At 71.9% G+C, this 19,298-nt stretch carries 19 protein-coding genes; 3 read left to right on the top strand and 16 right to left on the bottom strand.

The genetic code is table 11. The annotated features are described in order from the left end of the window. Positions 1-45: 45 nt before the first annotated feature. Complete coding sequence (gene miaB / locus ACYVAQ_RS13960; RefSeq protein ID WP_460790609.1) at positions 46-1,545, bottom strand: tRNA (N6-isopentenyl adenosine(37)-C2)-methylthiotransferase MiaB; 1,500 nt, start codon at positions 1,543-1,545, stop codon at positions 46-48. A gap of 16 nt (positions 1,546-1,561) precedes the next feature. Between miaB and ACYVAQ_RS13955 the strand changes: the two genes are divergently transcribed. After that, a complete protein-coding gene (locus ACYVAQ_RS13955; protein ID WP_460790558.1) occupies positions 1,562-2,068 on the top strand; it encodes a hypothetical protein in 507 nt (168 codons plus the stop codon). An 8-nt stretch (positions 2,069-2,076) separates the two neighbouring features. Here ACYVAQ_RS13955 and ACYVAQ_RS13950 read toward each other — a convergent pair whose 3' ends face one another. The 4 genes from ACYVAQ_RS13950 to ACYVAQ_RS13935 all read right to left on the bottom strand — a co-directional run bounded on the left by ACYVAQ_RS13950 (position 2,077) and on the right by ACYVAQ_RS13935 (position 6,352). Then, positions 2,077-2,550 carry a hypothetical protein gene (locus tag ACYVAQ_RS13950; protein WP_460790556.1) on the bottom strand — a complete coding sequence of 158 codons (474 nt, stop codon included), beginning with the start codon at positions 2,548-2,550 and terminating at the stop codon, positions 2,077-2,079. Positions 2,551-2,798: 248 nt separating this feature from the next. Next, complete coding sequence (locus ACYVAQ_RS13945) at positions 2,799-3,275, bottom strand: hotdog fold domain-containing protein (RefSeq protein WP_460790554.1); 477 nt, start codon at positions 3,273-3,275, stop codon at positions 2,799-2,801. A gap of 10 nt (positions 3,276-3,285) precedes the next feature. After that, on the bottom strand, positions 3,286-4,659 hold the full coding sequence (gene mptB / locus ACYVAQ_RS13940) for a polyprenol phosphomannose-dependent alpha 1,6 mannosyltransferase MptB (RefSeq protein ID WP_460790552.1): 1,374 nt from the start codon (positions 4,657-4,659) through the stop codon (positions 3,286-3,288). A gap of 40 nt (positions 4,660-4,699) precedes the next feature. Further along, positions 4,700-6,352: a sigma-70 family RNA polymerase sigma factor gene (locus ACYVAQ_RS13935; protein ID WP_460790550.1), complete on the bottom strand. Its 1,653-nt coding sequence runs from the start codon at positions 6,350-6,352 to the stop codon at positions 4,700-4,702. 157 nt (positions 6,353-6,509) lie between these two features. Between ACYVAQ_RS13935 and ACYVAQ_RS13930 the strand changes: the two genes are divergently transcribed. Then, positions 6,510-7,400, top strand: coding sequence for a hypothetical protein (locus tag ACYVAQ_RS13930; protein WP_460790548.1), 891 nt, complete (start codon positions 6,510-6,512; stop codon positions 7,398-7,400). Between the two features lie 54 nt (positions 7,401-7,454). Here the strand turns inward: ACYVAQ_RS13930 and ACYVAQ_RS13925 are convergent, their stop codons facing one another. Continuing rightward, positions 7,455-8,357 carry an alpha/beta fold hydrolase gene (locus ACYVAQ_RS13925; protein ID WP_460790546.1) on the bottom strand — a complete coding sequence of 301 codons (903 nt, stop codon included), beginning with the start codon at positions 8,355-8,357 and terminating at the stop codon, positions 7,455-7,457. Positions 8,358-8,422: 65 nt separating this feature from the next. On the opposite strand from ACYVAQ_RS13925, the gene ACYVAQ_RS13920 reads away from it, so the two are divergent. After that, on the top strand, positions 8,423-8,911 hold the full coding sequence (locus ACYVAQ_RS13920) for a MarR family winged helix-turn-helix transcriptional regulator (RefSeq protein WP_460790544.1): 489 nt from the start codon (positions 8,423-8,425) through the stop codon (positions 8,909-8,911). 1 nt (position 8,912) lies between these two features. On the opposite strand, the gene ACYVAQ_RS13915 is transcribed toward ACYVAQ_RS13920, so the two are convergent. The 10 genes from ACYVAQ_RS13915 to ACYVAQ_RS13870 all read right to left on the bottom strand — a co-directional run bounded on the left by ACYVAQ_RS13915 (position 8,913) and on the right by ACYVAQ_RS13870 (position 19,219). Next, positions 8,913-10,730, bottom strand: a complete 1,818-nt coding sequence (locus ACYVAQ_RS13915) for an ABC-F family ATP-binding cassette domain-containing protein (protein WP_460790541.1) — start codon at positions 10,728-10,730, stop codon at positions 8,913-8,915. Beyond that, positions 10,723-11,643 carry a 4-(cytidine 5'-diphospho)-2-C-methyl-D-erythritol kinase gene (locus ACYVAQ_RS13910; protein ID WP_460790539.1) on the bottom strand — a complete coding sequence of 307 codons (921 nt, stop codon included), beginning with the start codon at positions 11,641-11,643 and terminating at the stop codon, positions 10,723-10,725. Before ACYVAQ_RS13910 ends, ACYVAQ_RS13915 begins: the two co-directional genes overlap by 8 nt. Continuing rightward, the gene (rsmA, locus tag ACYVAQ_RS13905) at positions 11,640-12,491 is read right to left on the bottom strand and encodes a 16S rRNA (adenine(1518)-N(6)/adenine(1519)-N(6))-dimethyltransferase RsmA (protein ID WP_460790536.1); all 852 of its coding nucleotides are present in this window, start codon (positions 12,489-12,491) and stop codon (positions 11,640-11,642) included. Before rsmA ends, ACYVAQ_RS13910 begins: the two co-directional genes overlap by 4 nt. Before the next feature lie 135 nt (positions 12,492-12,626). Next, positions 12,627-13,787, bottom strand: coding sequence for a transglycosylase family protein (locus ACYVAQ_RS13900; protein ID WP_460790533.1), 1,161 nt, complete (start codon positions 13,785-13,787; stop codon positions 12,627-12,629). A gap of 255 nt (positions 13,788-14,042) precedes the next feature. Continuing rightward, on the bottom strand, positions 14,043-14,882 hold the full coding sequence (locus ACYVAQ_RS13895) for a TatD family hydrolase (RefSeq protein ID WP_460790530.1): 840 nt from the start codon (positions 14,880-14,882) through the stop codon (positions 14,043-14,045). Then, positions 14,879-15,724, bottom strand: a complete 846-nt coding sequence (locus ACYVAQ_RS13890; protein WP_460790528.1) for an alpha/beta fold hydrolase — start codon at positions 15,722-15,724, stop codon at positions 14,879-14,881. The genes ACYVAQ_RS13895 and ACYVAQ_RS13890 overlap by 4 nt, the downstream gene beginning before the upstream one ends. Further along, positions 15,717-16,541, bottom strand: coding sequence for a 16S rRNA (cytidine(1402)-2'-O)-methyltransferase (rsmI, locus tag ACYVAQ_RS13885; protein ID WP_460790526.1), 825 nt, complete (start codon positions 16,539-16,541; stop codon positions 15,717-15,719). Before rsmI ends, ACYVAQ_RS13890 begins: the two co-directional genes overlap by 8 nt. Before the next feature lie 7 nt (positions 16,542-16,548). Next, positions 16,549-16,896 (bottom strand): hypothetical protein, encoded by a 348-nt coding sequence (locus ACYVAQ_RS13880; RefSeq protein WP_460790524.1) that lies wholly within the window; start codon positions 16,894-16,896, stop codon positions 16,549-16,551. After that, complete coding sequence (locus ACYVAQ_RS13875) at positions 16,893-18,083, bottom strand: fatty acid desaturase family protein (protein ID WP_460790521.1); 1,191 nt, start codon at positions 18,081-18,083, stop codon at positions 16,893-16,895. The genes ACYVAQ_RS13880 and ACYVAQ_RS13875 overlap by 4 nt, the downstream gene beginning before the upstream one ends. A gap of 50 nt (positions 18,084-18,133) precedes the next feature. Next, positions 18,134-19,219 (bottom strand): ferredoxin reductase, encoded by a 1,086-nt coding sequence (locus ACYVAQ_RS13870; protein WP_460790517.1) that lies wholly within the window; start codon positions 19,217-19,219, stop codon positions 18,134-18,136. Positions 19,220-19,298 lie beyond the last annotated feature (79 nt).

Here is a 19,298-nt window from a genome sequence, read left to right as displayed (position 1 = left end):
ACCTGCCGGCAGGCAGGTGCAGGACGGGTCGCCGACGAAGCTGGATCAGCCGCAAGCGGGGGCGTCCGGCAGGGGCGCGGGTACGCCGATGGACGGCATGCCCAGCCCGACCCCAGCCACCTTCGGGCCCTCGCCGTTGCGGGCGGCCCAGGCGTCGCCGGAGCGGGTGCGGCGGACAGCGAGGACGGCGCCGTCGGCCTCCAGGTAGTGCGGGGCGCCGCGGGTGATCTCCACCGTCACCATGTCCCCCGGACGGACCGGCGCGTCCACCCCGGCGGGGAGCAGCGAGCCGTTGAAGTGCACGAGACGGTTGTCGGGCGCGCGACCGGACAGGCGGCCGGTGCCGGCGTCCTTGCGGCCTTCGCCCTGGGAGACCAGCACCTCGAGGATGCGGCCCTCCTGGGCCTGGTTCTCCTCCCAGGAGATCTGGTTCTGCACCTCGACCAGGCGGCGGTACCGATCCGCCACCACCGACGGCTCGACCTGGTCGGGCAGGGTGGCGGCCGGCGTACCGGGGCGCTTGGAGTACTGGAAGGTGAACGCACCCGAGAACCGGGCCTCGCGCACCACGTGCAGGGTCTCGAGGAAGTCCTCCTCGGTCTCCCCCGGGAAGCCCACGATGATGTCGGTCGTGATCGCCGCGTCCGGGATCGCCTCGCGGACCTTCGCGATGATCCCGAGGAACTTCGACTGGCGGTACGACCGGCGCATCTCGCGCAGCAGCCGCGACGAGCCCGACTGCAGCGGCATGTGCAGCGACGGCATCACGTTCGGCGTCGCGGCCATCGCCTCGATCACGTCGTCGGTGAACTCCGCCGGGTGCGGGGAGGTGAAGCGCACCCGCTCCAGCCCCTCGATCTCGCCGCACGCGCGCAACAGCTTCGAGAACGCCTGACGGTCGCCGAACTCCACGCCGTACGCGTTCACGTTCTGGCCGAGCAGGGTCACCTCGGACACGCCCTCCGCAACGAGCGCCCGCACCTCGGCCAGCACGTCCCCGGGACGGCGGTCCTTCTCCTTGCCGCGCAGCGACGGCACGATGCAGAACGTGCAGGTGTTGTTGCACCCGACCGAGATCGACACCCACGCCGCGTAGGCGGAGTCGCGACGGGTCGGCAGGGTGGACGGGAAGACCTCGAGAGACTCGAGGATCTCGACCTGCGCCTCCTCCTGCACCCGCGCGCGCTCCAGCAGCGCCGGCAGCGACCCGATGTTGTGGGTGCCGAAGACGACGTCCACCCACGGGGCCCGCTTCACGACGGTGTCGCGGTCCTTCTGCGCCATGCAGCCGCCGACCGCGATCTGCATGCCCGGCTTCTTGGCCTTGACCGGCGCGAGGTGGCCGAGGTTGCCGTAGAGCTTGTTGTCGGCGTTCTCCCGCACCGCGCAGGTGTTGAACACGACGACGTCCGCGTCCACACCCTCGGCAGCCGCGACGTACCCGGCGTCCTCGAGAAGGCCCCCGATCCGCTCGGAGTCGTGGACGTTCATCTGGCACCCGTAGGTCTTAACGGCATAGGTGCGCGCCGCGCCGTGGGGATTCATCACGAGAAGAGGTTACGTGGTGAACACGCGGGAACGGCTATCGGAGACGGCACTGGAACGGGGCCTCAGACGGTCCACGATGTTGTCGTATCGACGCTTGCTTGACGGTCTGGGCATCCTCGACACCGACCCCAGCAAGGAAGACGTGTTGGAGCGCATCTGGTCCATCGAGAACCCCAACATTCGGAGGGCAACGGTCATCGCCGTGCGCTCGGTGTTCGGCTGGTCCATCAAGATTCCGCGTGCCGTGCCCCGGCGTTACGACCTTCCCAGCGAGGACACCCTGCGACTCGCGTTGATGACCTCTCCGCACGAGCCGCGGGGTCTGCTCATGTTGTACGCCGGGCTACGCATCGGGGAGTCCTGCGCAATCACGCACCGTGACGTGGACGGCGACCGCTTGACGGTGAATAAGCAGGTTCAGAGCCTGCACGAGACGGGCAAGCCGACGACGACCAAGGTGGGGCCGTTCACGAAGGCGCAGGCCGGGTCACTCGCGCTCTCGCTGGGCGACGGCTCGTAGTAGCGCAATCAGCCTTGTCCCTGGTCGAAGATGCGCCAGGGCTGGTCGGGGCTGCGCCGCACTAGCAAGTAACTCCACGGGGTACGCCCTTCAGGCAGCGAACCGTCATCGTGAAACGCGCGCCAGTCCAGGTCGAACTCGGTCGGCACGTTCATGACCTCGGCGGACGCAGGCTGCCCGGACCACCCAGGCTTCTCGCGGAGCGCCGAACGCACGCTGATGTTGCCCAGGCTGCCCACGTCGTCGCACCAGAGATGGGTCTCTTGGACGCCGTTGCCGGTCGACAGCGCCTCTGCAGTGTTGCAGTCGTGCGCGTTCATGGCGGCGAGGTAGGCCTTCACCACCGCTTGGGGTGTCGCCGCGTCCGGAGGCATCGCGACTTGCCCGGTAGTGGTGCGCAGTGACAGCGCCAGAGCACCCGCCCCGACCGCGACAACAGCGACCAGGACAGCACCGAGCACGAGAATCCGACTGCGGTTCACCCGTGAATCCTTCCATCGACAAGCGTCCCGAGTGGCTGTGACGCGTCGACCACGTCGAAAGTTTCGAGGACGACCGCAGCGCGTAGACTCCCCGCACAGCAACCAGGAATCCACACGGTCAGCGAACCGACTCAGACCGCCCTCAGCGCTCGGAGTCGTGGACGTTCATCTGGCACCCGTAGGTGCGGACCTGGTAGGTGCGCGTGCTCATAACAGGGAAAAGGGTACGGCGCGGACGCCGTACCTCCCTACTTCTTGGCGGACACCCAGAGCTTGATGACGCCCTCGAAGCAGGTCGTCCCCTCGACCGTGACCGCCCTGACGCGGACGTCGAGGTCGCCCTCGGTCTCCCACTGCTCGGGATCGGTCTCGGCGATGACGGTGACGGACGGGCCGTCGGCCTTCGCCGTGTAGCTGATGCTCATGCCCTTGGGGATCCAGCGCTTGTCGGCCGGGACCGTCGTCTCGGCCAGCGCGCCCATGGCCATCTCGGCGCCGTTGCACAGGGCGATCGCGTGGATCGTGCCGATGTGGTTCTTGACCGAGCGGCGCGCCGGGATCACCAGCTCGGCGTAGTTCGGCCGGACCTCGGTCACGGTGGCGTGGATCGAGGCGAAGTACGGCGCCTTCTGGCTGAAGATCACCGAGAAGACCCGCTTGCCGACGGTCTTCCCGATGATCGGGACGCCGGTGGTGGTCTTCCAGAGGGTGTGCAGCTGGCTCATGCCGCGAACGTTACTCGTCGGTAACTACGGTCCTCAACCGGGCCTGCGTCACGTAGTACGCCGCCACGGGCGCACCGAACACGCCTACGACGCCGAGTGCGCTCAGCCAGCCGATCCGCAGCGCGGGATCGCACACCGCGGTCAGCCCGAGCGCCGCCACCTCGGCGACCACGGCCGCCGTCCAGGTCCGCGAGAGCCGCAGGGCGCACAGGACCGGGACGGACCACAGGAAGTACCAGTAGTGCACCACCGGGCTGAACACCGTCATCGCCAGCATCGCCAGCGCCCCGCCGACCAGTGCGCTGCGGTCCGGACCGGTGCGCCAGCGCAGCAGGATCGCGGAGGCGATCAGCAGGCCGATCCCCGTCGAGACGTACGTCGGCACCTTCGCCCCGAATGCCGCACCGATCATCGCCAGGAACGACAGGTGGACCCGACCGGAGTCAGGCACGCTCAAGGCGGACAGCCACCCGATGCCCAAGCCCGCCGGCAGCCCCGAGACGAGCAGCACGACGACGGCGACCACCGCCACCTGCGCCGCCCGCGCCAGCCGGGCGAGCAACGACGCACCCGCCGGGAGCGACATCAGCACCACCCCGACCGCGAACAGCGCGCCGGGGATCTTCACCGCGGCAGCCGCACCGACCAGCACCGCAGCGAACGCCCAGTGCCGCTCCCCCGCGATCGCCAGGGCAGCCGCACCGAGCGCGACCATCAGCACGTCGTTGTGCAGGCCACCGATGCCGTGCGCGACCGCGAACGGGCTCGCGCAGGCCAGGGCCACCGCGACGCCCGGGTCGATCCCCTGCCTCCGGGCGAGTCGGGCCACCGCCCAGGCGAGCCCGAGGAGCGAACCGAGTGCGAGCAGGCGGTAGGCACCGAACAGCAGCCACGGGTCCGAGGTCGCGCGTGAGAACACCGCACCCCAGAGCAGCGGCACCGGCCCGTACGGCGTGGGCGTCCTCAGCCATGCGGGACTCACGCCCGACCGGAGCCGCAGCGGCAGCGTGTCGGCACCGACGTGATAGGGGTCGTGCCCGTGGCCGGTGAGGAACCCGGTGGCCACGTAGCTCCAGCCGTCCCCGCTGAACACGGGTCCTGCCAGGAACAGCGGCAGCGCCCAGATGAGGAGCGTCACCACCACGGTGCGTACGCCGTCGGGGCGGCCGCGGACGCGACGTACCAACAGTGCCCAGGCGAGCGTCAGCAGCACCAGGCCGAGTGCACACAGCAGCAGACCGTAGGTCTCCGCGTGGGTGAGGCCCCGCCACTGGCGCAGCAGCGCGGACCGGTCGTTCCAGGTGCCCTGGGGCAGCCGGTTGAAGGCGTAGCTGCCGACGACGAGCAGCACCGAGCCGACCGCTCCGAGGACACGGGCGCCCACCGGAGCGCGCCCGGCAACCGCCTGGCCCACCGCTGCCGGATCAGCCGGTGAAGGACTGGGTCGCGGTGTCCCCGCCCGACTGCATCGTCACGGTCCCGCTCAGCGGCTGCTGACTCGACGGGTACGCGACGTCCAGGGTCAGCGCGGGGGGCTGGGTGCCGGCGTACTGGAAGGTGCAGGCAACGTCGGTCACCCGGCCGTTGCCCAGGGCACCACCCTTCTTGCCGTCCGCACAGGTCCAGTCGCTCGGGCGGGCGGCTACAGAGGCGGGGCGGTCGAACGCGAAGGAGACCGTGACCACGCGGGCCGGGCCGCCGTTCGTGCCGACCTGGGTGACGAGCTGGATGCCGGTAGCCGACTCCACGATCCGCGAGACCGAGGTCAGCAGCGTGCACACGACGTCAGCGCCGCAGGTGGCGGACGGCGTGGTGGGGGTCGTCGCGGGCGCGCTCGTCGGGGTGGTCGGCGTCGTGGGCGGAGAGGTCGGCGCCGACGTCGGTGCGGACGTCGGTGCGGACGTCGGCGCGGAGGTCGGTGCGGACGTCGGCGCCGAGCTCGGACGTGCCACCGGGGCGACCGACGTCGGTGCAACGACCGGCCGGGCCGCCGCCGAGTGCGTCGACCTCGAGCGGGGGGCGGTGCTGTGCGTCGCAGCCGCACCCGTGGTGGCCGGTGCGGACACCTGGGCGTTCGCCGCGGCCGGGGCCTTGCTGCCGTTCAGGTGCGCCACGAGCGCCCAGGAACCGCCTGCGACACCCGCCACGACCGCGGCGACCGCCACCGCCGCGGCGATCGGCCCGCCTGCGGAGGACCCGGCCGAACCGGCCGAACCCGCTCCACCGGTCGCACCGGTCGTCGCTCCACCCGCGACCCCACCGGCGACCGCGGTGCCGCCCGCGGCCGCGGCCAGCCAGACGACGACCTTGCCGGAGGCCGGGACGATGCCGAGCAGCACCAGGGGCAGCACGTACGCCGCGAGCCGCTGGTTGACCGTATCGACGACGAGGAACGCGGCCGCGCAGTCGTCGCACTCGTCGAGGTGCTGGTCGAGCTTGCGCTGGGCACGGGCGCTGAGGTCACCGCGTGCGGACTTGCTCATCCGCGCGTGGACCCACTGGCACTCCTCCGCTGCCGGCTCCGGGCCTGCGTGCAGGTCGAGGTAGGCCTGCTTGAGGCCCTCGCGCGCCCGGTGGGCCAGCGAGGACACGGTCCGCGGCGAGAGGTCCATCAGCTCGGCGACCTCGGCGGGCTTGCGGCCCTCGACCTCAACGTGCCAGAGCACCTGCTGCCAGCGCTCGGGGAGCGTGGTCAGCGCATCGGTGGCGACGCTCTCGTCCAGCCCGTCGACCATCTCCTCGACGGTCGGGGTCGCCTCGTCGAGCAGCCACGGCTGGTCGGAGACCGGCGCCTCCTGCGCGGTGCGGAAGGTGTCGCGGTAGCCGTTGCGGATGGTGACGTGCAGGTAGGCGCGGAAGTTCGTGGTGGGGCCGCCTCCGCCGGAGAGGGCCGAGAGGACGCGCGCGAACGACTCCGAGACGAGCTCGTCGGCCCCGTCGCGGCCGACCAGGATGCGCGCGAGCTGGAGCGCCCCGTCGACGTGGTCGTCGTACAGCTGCTGGAACGCACCGGAGTCGCCCGCGCGGACGCGCTGGAGCAGCTGCTCCTCGAGCGCGACTCCCGCGTCGTCCGCCATGCCTCTGACCCCCCGGTCCCGGTGCTGTGCTGCCTCGATCTTGCCACTTCACGAGATTTTCGTGGATTCCCGAGAAAACGGCGTGATGTTCCGAAACGTCACGCGTCTTGTCCGGTGTGAGGCCCGCTAGGGGTCGTCGATGACGAGAGGAGAACCGATGAGCACACCGGCTCACCGCGTCATCGACCTGCGTCCTCACGCGCTCGCCCGACGGGCGAGCGTCCAGCGGGAGCTGCTGGTGGCCCGGCGACGGAGGGTGGCGCCGGGCCACCAGCGGCCCCTCACCATCCTCACCGAGGTGCTCGACCGGGCCGCGGGCGTACGCCCGCGCGACCTCGACGCCTGGGAGCGCCTCCTCGACCTCGTCGCGGACGGCGACGGCAGCGACGCCAGCAACGCCCTGGCGGCGACCGCGGCAGCGGCGAACCTCTTCGCCCTGGCCGCGTTCGACGACGTCCTCGACCACGAGGCACTCGCGGACCTCGCCGACCTGCTCGGCCACGACCACCTGGCCAGGCTCCAGCACGGGCACTCCGCGGTGCTGGAGAACCACCTCGCGCTGCCGCTGACCACGCGGGCGATCCGCCGGATGCTGGCGCCGCAGCTGCGCGCGCGGCTGATCGCCGACGGGTGCTCCCTGACGATCGCCTCCGGCGTCGCCGCCACGTCGTTGCGTGGCGGTCACGCGCTGCTGACCCAGGGCCTCGACCCGCGCTGGAGCGTGCCGCTCATCGACGCCCCGGAAGAGGTCGTCGACATCATCCGGCACGGGACGGTTGCCGAGTGGCGTCACCACATGGCGCTGCTCGTGGCCGACCCCTGGTCGGCGTACTCCACCCGGCTCGTCGAGCTCGCCGCCCACACCGGCGACGACCACACCGCGGCGCTCGTCGTCGCGCTCATCGACCTGTGTCGGGAACAAGACCCCCGGAACGGCGTGGGGGCGCCGTTCCGGGCCTTCAACGGCCGGGAGGCCGCCGAGGGCAGCACCGGGGCACCTGCGGGTGTGCCTGCGAGGCATCTGGGGGGTGCCACGCAGCACGGATGAGCCATTCTTCGGGTTGGCTCATCCCATCCGCAGGGCCCCGGTGGCTGCCTGTCCCTACCGCGACGCCTGGCGCGCCTCGACGAAGCCGAGCACGTGGTTCGCCACGACGCGCGGCTGCTCCAGCTGCAGGAAGTGCCCGGCGCTCGGGACGAGGAACGTGCGGCTGCCCGCCGGCAGCCGGTCCTGGACGACGCCCGTCCAGCGCGGGTCGAGGCAGCCGTCGAAGGCACCCTGCAGGTAGAGGACCGGCACCTGCGGCGGTCGCGTCCAGACCGGGTGGAGGTCGGCGTACGTCGCCGGCATCTGCCACGGCCGGGGCTGCGCGCGGTAGTAGCCGATGACGGCGCTGCGGTGCTCCTGATCGGGCACGGACTCCGCGAGGAGCGCGAGCTCGTCGGTCGGGTCGTAGTGCGGCGACCAGCGCCGCCACAGGTGGGCGACCAGCCGGTCGAAGGTCCGCTCCGGAAGCACGGGCAGCTGGTTGAAGAGCGTGTACCAGCTCATCGTCGCCTGGCGGGGCAGGATGGCGAGGCCTCCTCCGGTCGGGGTCATCGCCGAGAGCGGAGGGACCGCCAGCGCGGCGATCGCTGCGAAGGGCTGCTGGTCCATCGCGGCGATCCCGTTCGCGGTGATCGCGCCCCAGTCGTGGCCGACCAGCAGCGCGCGCTCGTCGCCGTCGTACGCCGCGTGCAGGGCCAGCACGTCGCTCATCAGCGCCGGCACGTGGAAGCTGCCGTCGCTCGGGATCGCGGACGGCGCGTAGCCGCGGGTGAAGGGCGCGACGACCCGGTAGCCGGCGTCGACCAGCAGCGGGGCGACGTACCGCCAGGTGTGCGCGGTGTCGGGGAACCCGTGCAGGAGCAGCGCGAGCGGACGGCTGGTGCCGTCGGTGTCGCCCCAGAGAAGCGACGTGATGGAGACGGTCCCGAGGTCGGTGGTGCGCGAGGGCTGGTCCACGGGTGCGAGCGTAGCCAGGGCCATCTCTCGACATCGAGATTCTTTGGCGCCGTTAGAGTTGCGCCATGCGGGACGAGGTCGACGAGCTGGTCGAGGCATGGGCGCGCGAGCGTGCCGACCTCGACCTCGCGCCGGTGGCGGTGTTCAGCCGGATCTCGCGGCTCGCCCACCACCTCGACCGCGAGCGTCGCGCGGCGTTCACCGCGCACGACATCGAGTCGTGGGAGTTCGACGTGCTGGCGGCGCTGCGCCGGGCGGGAGCGCCGTACGAGCTCTCTCCGGGGCGGCTGCTGCGCGAGACCCTGGTGACCAGCGGGACCATGACCAACCGGGTCGACCGGCTCGCATCGCGTGGCCTCGTCGAGCGTCACCCCGACCCCTCCGACCGGCGCGGCGTGCTCGTCCGCCTGACCCCCGAGGGGAAGGACGCCGTCGACGGCGCGTTCGGGGCTCTGCTCGACGCCGAGCGGGTCCTGCTGGGCGGCCTCTCGGCCGCCGACCAGAAGACGCTGGCCGGCCTGCTGCGCCGGCTGCTGCTCCCGTACGCCGACTGACCTACCCGAGCACCTCGGCGGCCTCGAGCCACTCCAGCTCGGCGGCCTCCTTCTCCGCGTGCAGCTCGCCGAGCTGGGTGCTGATCTCGGTCAGCCTGGCCGGGTCGGAGAGGTGCGCCGCCATCTCCTCGGTCAGCTCCGCCTCCCGCTCGGCGAGGCGCTCGAGCACCTTGTCGAGGCGGGCCAGGGTCTTCTTCGCGGCCCGCTCCTCGGCGGAGCCGGCCCTCACCCGAGACCCGGGTTCTGGTGTCTCGAGACCCGGTTCCTGGCCGGTCGAGACCCGGGTCTCGGTCGACCCGGAGGCGGGTCTCGACACACCAGAACCCGGGTCTCGGGGGGTACGGCGCTCGAGGTACTCGTCCACCCCGCGGGGCAGCATCGAGATCTTGCCGTCACCCATGAGGGCCCAGACCGAGTCGGTGACCCGCTCCAGGAAGTAGCGGTCGTGGGAGACCACGACGAGGGTGCCCGGCCAGCCGTCGAGGAAGTCCTCGAGGACGTTGAGGGTCTCGATGTCCAGGTCGTTGGTGGGCTCGTCGAGGAGCAGCACGTTGGGCTCGGAGAGCAGCAGCCGGAGCAGCTGGAAGCGGCGGCGCTCGCCACCGGACAGGTCCCCGACGCGCGCGGTCAGCTTGTCGCCGGTGAAGCCGAACCGCTCCAGCATCGAGGTCGCGGTGATCTCGCCGTCGGCGGTCTTCGTGACGCGACGGATGCCCTCGATGGTGGCGAGGACGCGTGCCTCGGGGTCGACGAAGTCGACGTGCTGGTGGAGGTGCTCCAGGGCGACCGTCCGACCGTGCTTGACCTTGCCGTGCTGCGGCTCGGCGGTGCCGGCGACCAGCGACAGCACGGAGGTCTTCCCCGCCCCGTTGACGCCGACGATGCCGACCCGGTCGCCGGGGCCCAGCCGCCACGTGGCGTGGTCGAGCAGCACCCGCTCGCCGCGACGGAAGTCGACGTCCTCGAGGTCGACGACGTCCTTGCCGAGGCGCTGGGTGGCGAACTTCTGCAGCTCCATCCGGTCCCGCGGCGGCGGGACGTCCTCGATCAGCGCGTTGGCCGCGTCGATGCGGAACTTCGGCTTCGACGTACGGGCCGGTGCGCCACGGCGCAGCCAGGCCAGCTCCTTGCGGACCAGGTTCTGGCGGCGTACCTCCGAGGCGGCGGCCTGGCGCTGGCGCTCGGCCTTGGCGAGCACGAAGGCGGCGTACCCGCCCTCGTAGGTGTCCACGGCCCCGTCGTGGACCTCCCAGGTCTGCTGGCAGACCGCGTCGAGGAACCAGCGGTCGTGGGTGACCACGACGAGCGCGGACGGCCGGTCGGCGAGATGGCTCGCGAGCCAAGCGACCGCCTCCACGTCGAGGTGGTTGGTGGGCTCGTCGAGGATGATCAGGTCGTGGTCGCCGAGCAGCAGGGCGGCCAGCGCGCACCGACGGCGCTCGCCACCGGACAGACCGGAGACCTGTCGATCGAGGTCGACCCCGGCGAGCAGCACCTCGACGATCTCGCGCAGCCGGGCGTCGCCGGCCCACTCGTGGTCGTCCTTGCCCTGGAGCACCACCTCGCGGACGGTGTGGGTGTCGACGAAGTCGTCGCGCTGGCGGAGGAAGCCGACGAGCAGCCCGCGCTGCTGGCTGACCCGCCCGGTGTCCGGCGTCTCCTCGCCGGTCATCACCCGCAGCAGCGTGGTCTTGCCGTCGCCGTTGCGACCCACGATGCCGATCCGCTCCCCCGCGCCGACGCCGAGGGAGACCTCGGTGAGCAGCGGGCGGACGCCGTAGGACTTGGAGACCTTCTCGAGGTTGAGCAAGTTAGCCATAGATCACCGGGTGCGCGCCGGCGACCGGACCGGTCGCGATCGCGCAGTCGTGGCCCTGCTCCTGGAGCTCGGCCAGCGCCCCGCGCGCGGAGAAGCCGTTGTCGAACAGGGCGAGCATGGTCGGGCCCGACCCCGAGAGCAGTACGCCGAGCGCGCCGGTCGCCCGCAGCGCCGCCTCGGTCGCGGCGAGGTCGGGCCGCAGCGCCAGCGCGGGGGCCGCCAGGTCGTTGCTCAGGTGCGCGGCGACGGCGGCGACGTCGCCGAGCGCCAAGGCGCCGATCAGGTCCTGGTCGAGCGCCGGCTCGGGGTCGGCGTCCGGCGCGACCACGTCGTAGTGCCGGTAGACCTGGGGCGTCGCCAGGCCCTCGTGGGAGAACACCGCGACCCACCAGCACTGCGTGGCGTCGGGCACGGCCGTGACGAGCTCGCCACGACCGATGCCGCTGGCGGTGCCGCCGAGCAGCGCGAAGGGGACGTCGCTGCCGAGGGTGGCCGCGATGGCGAGCAGGTCCTCGTCGGAGGTCTCGAGGTCCCAGAGCCGGTCGAGGGCGATCAGCGTGGCAGCCGCGTCGGCGGACCCCCCGGCCATCCCGCCGGCGACGGGGATGCCCTTCGCGATCACGATCTCGGCCGCGAGCTCGGTGCCGTGGTGGGCGGTCAGGGCGCGGCCGGCCCGGAGGGCGATGTTGTCCCCATCGAGGGGTACGCCGGGGATCGGCTCGGCCAGCCGCACCGACCAGTCCTCGGCCTCGCTGACGGTGACGTCGTCGTACAGCGCGACGGCCTGGTAGACGGTGGCGAGTGGGTGGAAGCCGTCCGGCCGGGGCGCACCGACGGCGAGCTGCAGGTTGATCTTCGCAGGCGCGCGGACCGTGACGCTCGGCTCCGGGTCGTCGAAGACGGCGGCGCTCATCGCTGGGCCTCGAGCGCCTCGGCGATGGCGACGAACTGGTCGATGCCGAGCGACTCCCCGCGGGCGAGCGGGTCGATGCCGGCCGTGGCGAGGGCCGCCTCGGCGGCCTCAGCCGATCCGGCCAGCGTGCGCAGCGCACCACGGAGCGCCTTGCGGCGCTGGGCGAAGGACGCGTCGATGACCGCGAAGACGGCCTCCCGGGAGACCGCGCTGGTCGGCGGGTCGTGGTGGGTCCACGCGACGAGACCGCTGTCGACGTTGGGGGCGGGCCAGAAGACGTTGCGGCCGATCGCGCCTGCCCGGCGTACGTCGGCGAACCAGGCGGCCTTGGCCGACGGGACGCCGTAGGTCTTGGAGCCCGGGGGCGCGGCGAGCCGGTCGGCGACCTCGGACTGCACCATCACCAGGCCGTGCCGCAGGCTCGGCAGCAGCGCCATCAGGTGCAGCAGGACCGGCACCGAGACGTTGTACGGGAGGTTCGCGACGAGCGCCGTCTGCGGCGGACCGGGGATCTCGGTGACCTTGAGCGCGTCGGCGTTGACGACGCGGAGGCGGTCGGCCGCGTCGGGCGCGAAGTCGGCGATGGTGCCGGGCAGCGCGGCCGCGAGGGCGTCGTCGAGCTCGACCGCGGTGACGCTGGCGCCCACCTCGAGCAGGGCCAGGGTCAGCGAACCCAGGCCGGGACCGACCTCGAGGACCACCTCGTCCTCGGCCACCCCCGACTCGCGCACGATCCGGCGCACGGTGTTGGCGTCGATGACGAAGTTCTGCCCGCGCTGCTTGGTCGGCCGGATGTCGAACCGGGCGGCGAGCTCGCGTACCTCCGCGGGACCCAGCAGCCGAACCATGCGGGTCAGCCTAGGGGCCCGCCTCGTCGCGCCGAGCATCCGAGATGCCGAAAGAAGCGTTGTGGCCCACCGAGATCGCGATCTCGGTGGGCCACAAGCCGTCTTTCGAAGGGCCAGAACCCTTCTTTCGGCGAATCAGGCGGCGTGTGCGCAGCCCCAGGGCGAGAGGCCCCGGCTCGCGTAGACGCGGTTCGCCACGGTGATCTGCTCGGCGCGGCTGGCCAGGTCGGCACGCGGGGCGAAGTCGCCACCACCCGCGCTCAGCCAGGTGCCGATGTCGAACTGCAGGCCGCCGTAGTAGCCGTTGCCGGTGTTGATCGACCAGTTGCCGCCCGACTCACAGGCAGCGATGCGGTCCCACATGGCGGCGTTCGCGAGGTTGATGCCACCGCCGGAGCTGGCCTGCTTGGTGCCGACGTTGACGACCTCGGCGACGGCCGGGCGGAGCACGTTCGAGGTCACCAGCACGCGACGGAAGACCTTGCCGTTGTGCCGGACGACGCGGTACGTCGCGTCGCGGGTGCCCGGCTTGCCCTGGCGGACCACCGTCTCGGTGCCCTTCCAGGCCGAGGAGTCCTCGTGGTGGATGGCGGCGAGCTCGTAGCTCTCGTCCTTCACCTTGACGGTCTTGACCGTCACGTTGGTGAAGGTGATCCTCTCGCCGGTGTGCACGCGCGTGGCGCGGCCCGGCTTGACGATGTCGCGCTTGTCCACGTGGACGCCGGCCGCGGCGAGCGCGTCACCGACGGTCAGGGCCGGGACCTTGCGGGTGACGACCTTGTGGCCGGCGATCGCGAGGTGCAGCTTCTTGGGCGTGATGACGTCGATCGTCGCGCCGCTGCGGTCCAGCGACAGTCCGCGGCTCAGCGAGAGCTGGGCGTCGGCGTACACGGTGCCGATCTGCTCCAGGGCGCCCTCTACCGACGACGCGGTGACGTAGTGGGTGGACTTCTTGCCGTCCACGGTCAGGGTGATCGGCTTGCTGTAGAGCACGGCGATCTTCGAGCCGTCGTGGACCGTCTCGTCCACGGCGGGCTGCACGAGGTCGCGGCTGCCGAGGTGGATGCCCTCGGCGGACAGCACGTCGCCGACGGTGTCGCCGAACACGCGGACCTGGCGGTCCTTGCCGTCGACGGAGAGGGTGACCGAGGTGGTCATCGCCCGGTATCCGGCCGTCACACCCGCCACGGCGACCAGCACGAACGCGGCGGTCACGGCCAAGGCGGTGCGGCTCTGGATGAGGCGCTTGAAGGTTGAGGTGAGGGTGGTCGTGGTGAGGGTCCGCGGATGTCGCACGGGGCTCCAGACGTAGTGCTCCCCGGGCCTCGGGCAACCAGCGACCCTCCCCGAAGAAGGTCTCCCTGGGCCACGCGTGGTGCTCCGTGACGCTGGGTTGCTGGCTGGAGGTGGTGCTTCCCGATCCCGGCCGTTACCCACTAGGGCACCCGATACACGGGTCAAACGCAAACTCCAGCAAGCACTTTGGCCCGTCCAGGTGAGCGGAGTCACCCGAAAAGGGCCACTTCCGTCACACGGGTCACACCGAGGGGGTCACCAGGCTCCGCCGAAGGCCACCTCGGTGTTCGCGTCGACCGCGGCGCACAGCTCGGCGAGGTCGTCACCGCGCTCGGCGGCCATCCGACGCATCGTCAGCGGGATCAGGTACGACGCGTTGGTGCGACCCCGGTAGGGGGTCGGCGTCAGGAACGGGGCGTCGGTCTCGACCAGGATCCGGTCACGCGGCGCGATCCGCAGCGCCTCCCGGACCGGCTCGGCGTTGCCGAAGGTCACCGTGCCCGCGAAGGAGAGATGGGCACCCCGGTCGAGGCACGCCCGCGCGAAGTCGGCGTCACCGGAGAAGCAGTGCATGACCCACCGGTCGGGCGCGCCGACGGCGTCGATGAGATCGAGCACCTCGTCGTGGGTGTCGCGGTCGTGGATGACCAGCGTCTTGCCCAGCCGCTTGGCCAGGTCGACGTGCCAGGCGAAGCTCTCCCGCTGGACCGCCCGCCCGTCCTCGCCGGTGCGGAAGGCGTCCAGGCCGGTCTCCCCGATCGCCCGCACCTCGTCGTGGGTGCGCGCGAGGGCCTCGATCTCGTCGTACGCCGCCTGGAGCCGGCCCTGAGCCGCCAGCCGGGGCGCCTCGTTGGGGTGCAGCGCGACGCCGGCCACGATCGCGTCGTGCCGCGCGGCGACCTCGACCGCCCAGCGCGCGGTCGGCAGGTCGCAGCCGATCTGCACGATCCGGGGGACGCCGACGGCGGCGGCCTCGGCGAGCGCCTGCTCGACGGGGGTCGCAGGCTCCTCGCCGCGCGCGATGTCGAGGTGGCAGTGGTTGTCGACGACCGGGTGCGGGAGCGGCTCGGGCGCCGGCGGCCGCTCCTGGCTCACCCGCGCACCCGCTCCAGGATCGCCTCGGCGAGCTGCTCGGGAGCCTGGGTCGGGATCCAGTGGCTGACGCCGGGCAGCTCGACGAAGGTGTAGTCGGCGTCGACGTAGTCGGTGCAGTGCTCCGCACCCCAGCGGCCGAGGGCGACGTCCCCGTCGCTCCAGACGTACGTCGTCGGCACGGTCACCTGCCCGCGGATGTAGCGCGGGTCGCCGAGCGGCAGGGCCCGGTACCAGTTGAGGGCGGTGGGGAGGGCGCCGTCGTGCACGACCTCCTCGTAGACGCGGCGGATGTCGTCGTGGGTCATGCCGGCGTCGCGCAGCGCGCGACGGAAGACCGGGCCCTTGCGCGCGCTGAGCTCGGGGAGGCGCGGCAGCTGGAAGAGCGCCATGTAGTACGACTTCAGGCCCTGGGTGGAGCGGACCATCGCCTTGAGGAACGCCTGCGGGTGGGGCACGGACACCGCGGTGAGGGTGCGGACCCGCTCGGGGTGGTGCAGCGCCAGCATCCACGCGGGCATCGCGCCCCAGTCGTGGCCGACCACGTGCACGCGGGCGTCGGGACCGACGAGCTCGTCGACCACGGCCAGCACGTCCGCGGTCAGCTCGGGGACGCGGTAGTCGCGACGTCGCGGCGGGCGGGCGCCCTGCGCGTACCCCCGCTGGTCCATCGCGAGGGTGCGGTAGCCGGCAGCGTTGAGGAGCGGGGCGACGTACCGCCAGCAGGTGGCGCGCTCGGGGAAGCCGTGCAGCAGCACGACCACCTCGCCGTCGCGCGGTCCGTCGTCGCGGACGTCGAAGACCAGCCCGTCGCGCTCGACCTGGATCAGCTCTGCCTCAGTCAACGTGCACCACCTGGTAGACCTCGCGCTTCGGCAGCCCGGCTCGGACCGCCACCTCCGCGATCGCCTCCTTGCGCCGCATGCCTTCGGCCTCGAGCGCGGCGACCGCCGCCTTGAGGCTAGCCGGGTCGGTCGCGAGGCTCGCGACGGCCTCGGCACCGGACACGACGAGGGTGATCTCGCCCTTCACCCCGTCGGCGGCCCAGGCGGCAAGCTCGGCGAGACCGCCGCGGCGTACCTCCTCGTAGGTCTTGGTGAGCTCGCGGCAGACCGCCGCGCGCCGCTCGGGGCCGAAGGCCTCGGCCAGCGCCTCGAGCGAGGTGGCGGTGCGGTGCGGGGACTCGAAGAAGACCATCGTGCGCTGCTCGGTGGCGAGGTCGGCGAGGCGCCGGGCCCGCTCCCCCGCCTTGCGCGGCAGGAAGCCCTCGAAGCAGAACCGGTCGACGGGCAGACCGGACACCGCGAGGGCGGTGAGGACCGCCGACGGCCCCGGTACGGCGGTGATCGGCAGCTCGGCCTCGACGGCGGCCGCGACCAGGCGGTAGCCGGGGTCGGACACGCTCGGCATGCCCGCGTCGGTGACGAGCACGACCCGCTCGCCGGCCTGGAGCGCCTCGACCAGCTGCGGGGTGCGCGCCTGCTCGTTGCCCTCGAAGTACGACACGATCCGCGCGGTGAGCTCGACGCCGAGGTCGCTCGCGAGCCGGCGCAGCCGCCGGGTGTCCTCGGCCGCGATCACGTCGGCGGTCGCGAGCTCCTCCGCGAGCCGCGGCGACGCGTCCCCCGGCCGTCCGATCGGGGTCCCTGCCAGCACGAGCACGTCCCGATCATGACAGTTGCCGGTGCGGCTCGAAGCGGGGGCGGCGGTCGGCGTCCTCCGTGGCGGGCCGAACGAACTCGTACGCCGGCGTGGTGACCAGCCGCCAGCCGGGGTCGGCGTCGGGGCGGGCGGCGAGCGCCGCGGCGCAGGAGACGTGCAGCGGCGGGCAGTGGAAGGCGTTGCGGCCCTCCTCGGCGCTGGTCCCGACGAACGCGATCGGACGCCCGAGCGACTCCCCGCACACCCCGCAGATCCGGCTCAGCGCGCACTGCACGACCCGCGCGCGGTCGAGACCGCCCACCCCCTCGAAGCCGTCGTCGGCCCCGACCTCGCGCCACGCGAACGGCTCGGTCACGACCCGGTCCGGTAGTAGGCACCGGTCTCGGCCCGTCGCGAGGGACGCTCGCTGTCGCTCTTCCGGCCGTGCGGCACCTCGACCTCGCTCACCTCGTGCTTGTCGGGCGTGGTGAACCGGTTGGGCAGCGTCAGCTTCATGATGGTGCGCAGGGCCTGGCCGTACTGACGGTGCAACGGCCCGGTCGTGTACGGCAGTCCGTACTTCTCGCACAGCGCGCGCACCTTCACCGCGATCTCGGGGTAGCGGTTGCTCGGCAGGTCGGGGAAGAGGTGGTGCTCGATCTGGTAGCCGAGGCTGCCGGACACGATGTGCAGCAGGCGGCCGCCCTCGAAGTTGGCGGAGCCCAGCATCTGCCGCAGGTACCACTCGGCGCGCGTCTCGTCCTCGAGCTCCTCCTCGGTGAAGACCAGGGCTCCGTCGGGGAAGTGGCCGCAGAAGATGATCGCGTAGGCCCACAGGTTGCGCAGCAGGTTCGCGGTCGCGTCGGCGGTCAGGGTGCTCCGCCACGAGCGGCCCGACAGCGCCGGGTACACGACGTAGTCCTTGAGGACCTGGTTGCGGCCCTTGCGCCAGATCTGCTTGAGCTGGCGCGCCATCACCCGCGGGTCCTTCTCGCGCCGGCGGATCGCCTCGATGTCGAGGTCGTGCAGCGCGACGCCCCACTGGAACAGGGCCGCGAGGAGCGCGTTGTAGACCGGCTGACCGAGGTTGGCCGGGCTCCATCGCTGCTCGCGGGCCATCCGCAGGATCCCGTAGCCGATGTCGTTGTCGTGGCCGAGCACGTTGGTGAACTGGTGGTGCACGTAGTTGTGGCTGTGCTTCCACTGCTCTGCCGGCTGGGCGGTGTCCCACTCCCAGTTCGAGGAGTGGATCTCGGGGTCGTTCATCCAGTCCCACTGCCCGTGCATGACGTTGTGGCCGATCTCCATGTTCTCGAGGATCTTCGCGAGCGCGAGGGCGGCCGTTCCCCCGGCCCACGCGAGCCTGTTCCTGCTGCGCAGCAGCAGGACGCGTCCGGTGAACGCCAGGCCGCGCTGCACCTTGATCATGCGGTGGATGTACGCCGCGTCGGCGGCTCCGCGTGACTCCTCGATCTCCGCGCGGATGGCGTCCAGCTCGCGTCCGAGCTGCTCGACGTCCTCGGGGGTGAGGTGGGTGTACTCCTTGACGTCGGCGATGGCCATGGGTGTCCTCCGGTGTGTCGATGGATGAGGTCTGGTCGATGTTCGGTGGGTCAGATGTCGAGCACGCAGTCGCCCTGCGCCGCGGTGACGCAGGTCTGCACCTGCTCGTTGGGCTGGTCGGAGACCGCGCCGCTGCGCAGGTCGCGCACGGCGCCGGACACGAGCGTCACCGTGCAGGTGTGGCAGATGCCCATCCGGCAGCCGTAGGGCATGCCGACACCGGCCGCCTCGCCCGCCTCCAGCACGGTGGTCGCCCCGTCGACGTCGACGGTCTTCCCGGAGTTGCGGAAGGTGAGAGTCCCGCCGCCGTCGGCGTCGCCGGCCAGGTCGAGGGAGAACCGCTCCAGGTGCAGGCGCTCCTCCAGGCCGGCGTCCGCGAAGTGCGCCTCGATCGCGTCCAGCATCGGCGCCGGCCCGCACGCCCACGTCTCGCGCTCGCGCCAGTCCGGGCAGATGTGGTCGAGGTCGGCCAGGGCGAGCATGCCGTCGGTGTCGGTGTGCAGCCGGTGGAACGTCAGGCCGGGGTGGCGCTCGGCCATCGCGCCGAGCTCGTCGCGGAAGATCATCCGCTCGGCGGTCGGCGAGGAGTAGTGCAGGACGACGTCGGGCATGGTGCCGCGCCGGTCGAGGGTGCGCAGCATCGACATCACCGGCGTGATGCCGCTGCCCGCCACCAGGAAGAGCAGCTTCGCGGGCGGCGGGTCAGGGAGGACGAAGTCGCCCTGGGGCAGCGCCAGCCGCACGATCGTGCCGGGCTCCAGGCCCCGCACCAGGTGGCTGGACAGCCGGCCCTCGGGCATCGAGCGGACCGTGATCGCGATCGTGCGTCCGCGCCGCCGGGGTGGCGAGCTGATCGAGTAGGAGCGCCAGACGAAGCGGCCGTCGACCTGCACGCCGATGCCGACGTACTGCCCCGGCCGGTGGTGGTAGCGCCAGCCCCACCCGGGCCGGATCACCAGCGTGGCGGCGTCCTCGGTCTCCGGCACCACCTCCTCGACGCGGCCGCGCAGCTCGCGCGAGCTCCACAGCGGGTTGAGGAGCTGGAGGTAGTCGTCGGGCAGCAGCGGCGTGGTCAGCTTGCTGCCCACGCGGCGCAGGCGTTCCCACGACACCGCCTCGGGGGTCTGCGTCACCATGGTCGGGCCTTCCAGTGAACACTTGTTTCCTGAATTCGTCGCCGTGCCCCGTACCCAGAACCGCCGGTCCCACACAACG

Source organism: Nocardioides maradonensis (assembly GCF_054777115.1).
Note: the sequence above shows the minus strand (reverse complement) of the source record. Positions and strands in the feature narration are given on the sequence as shown.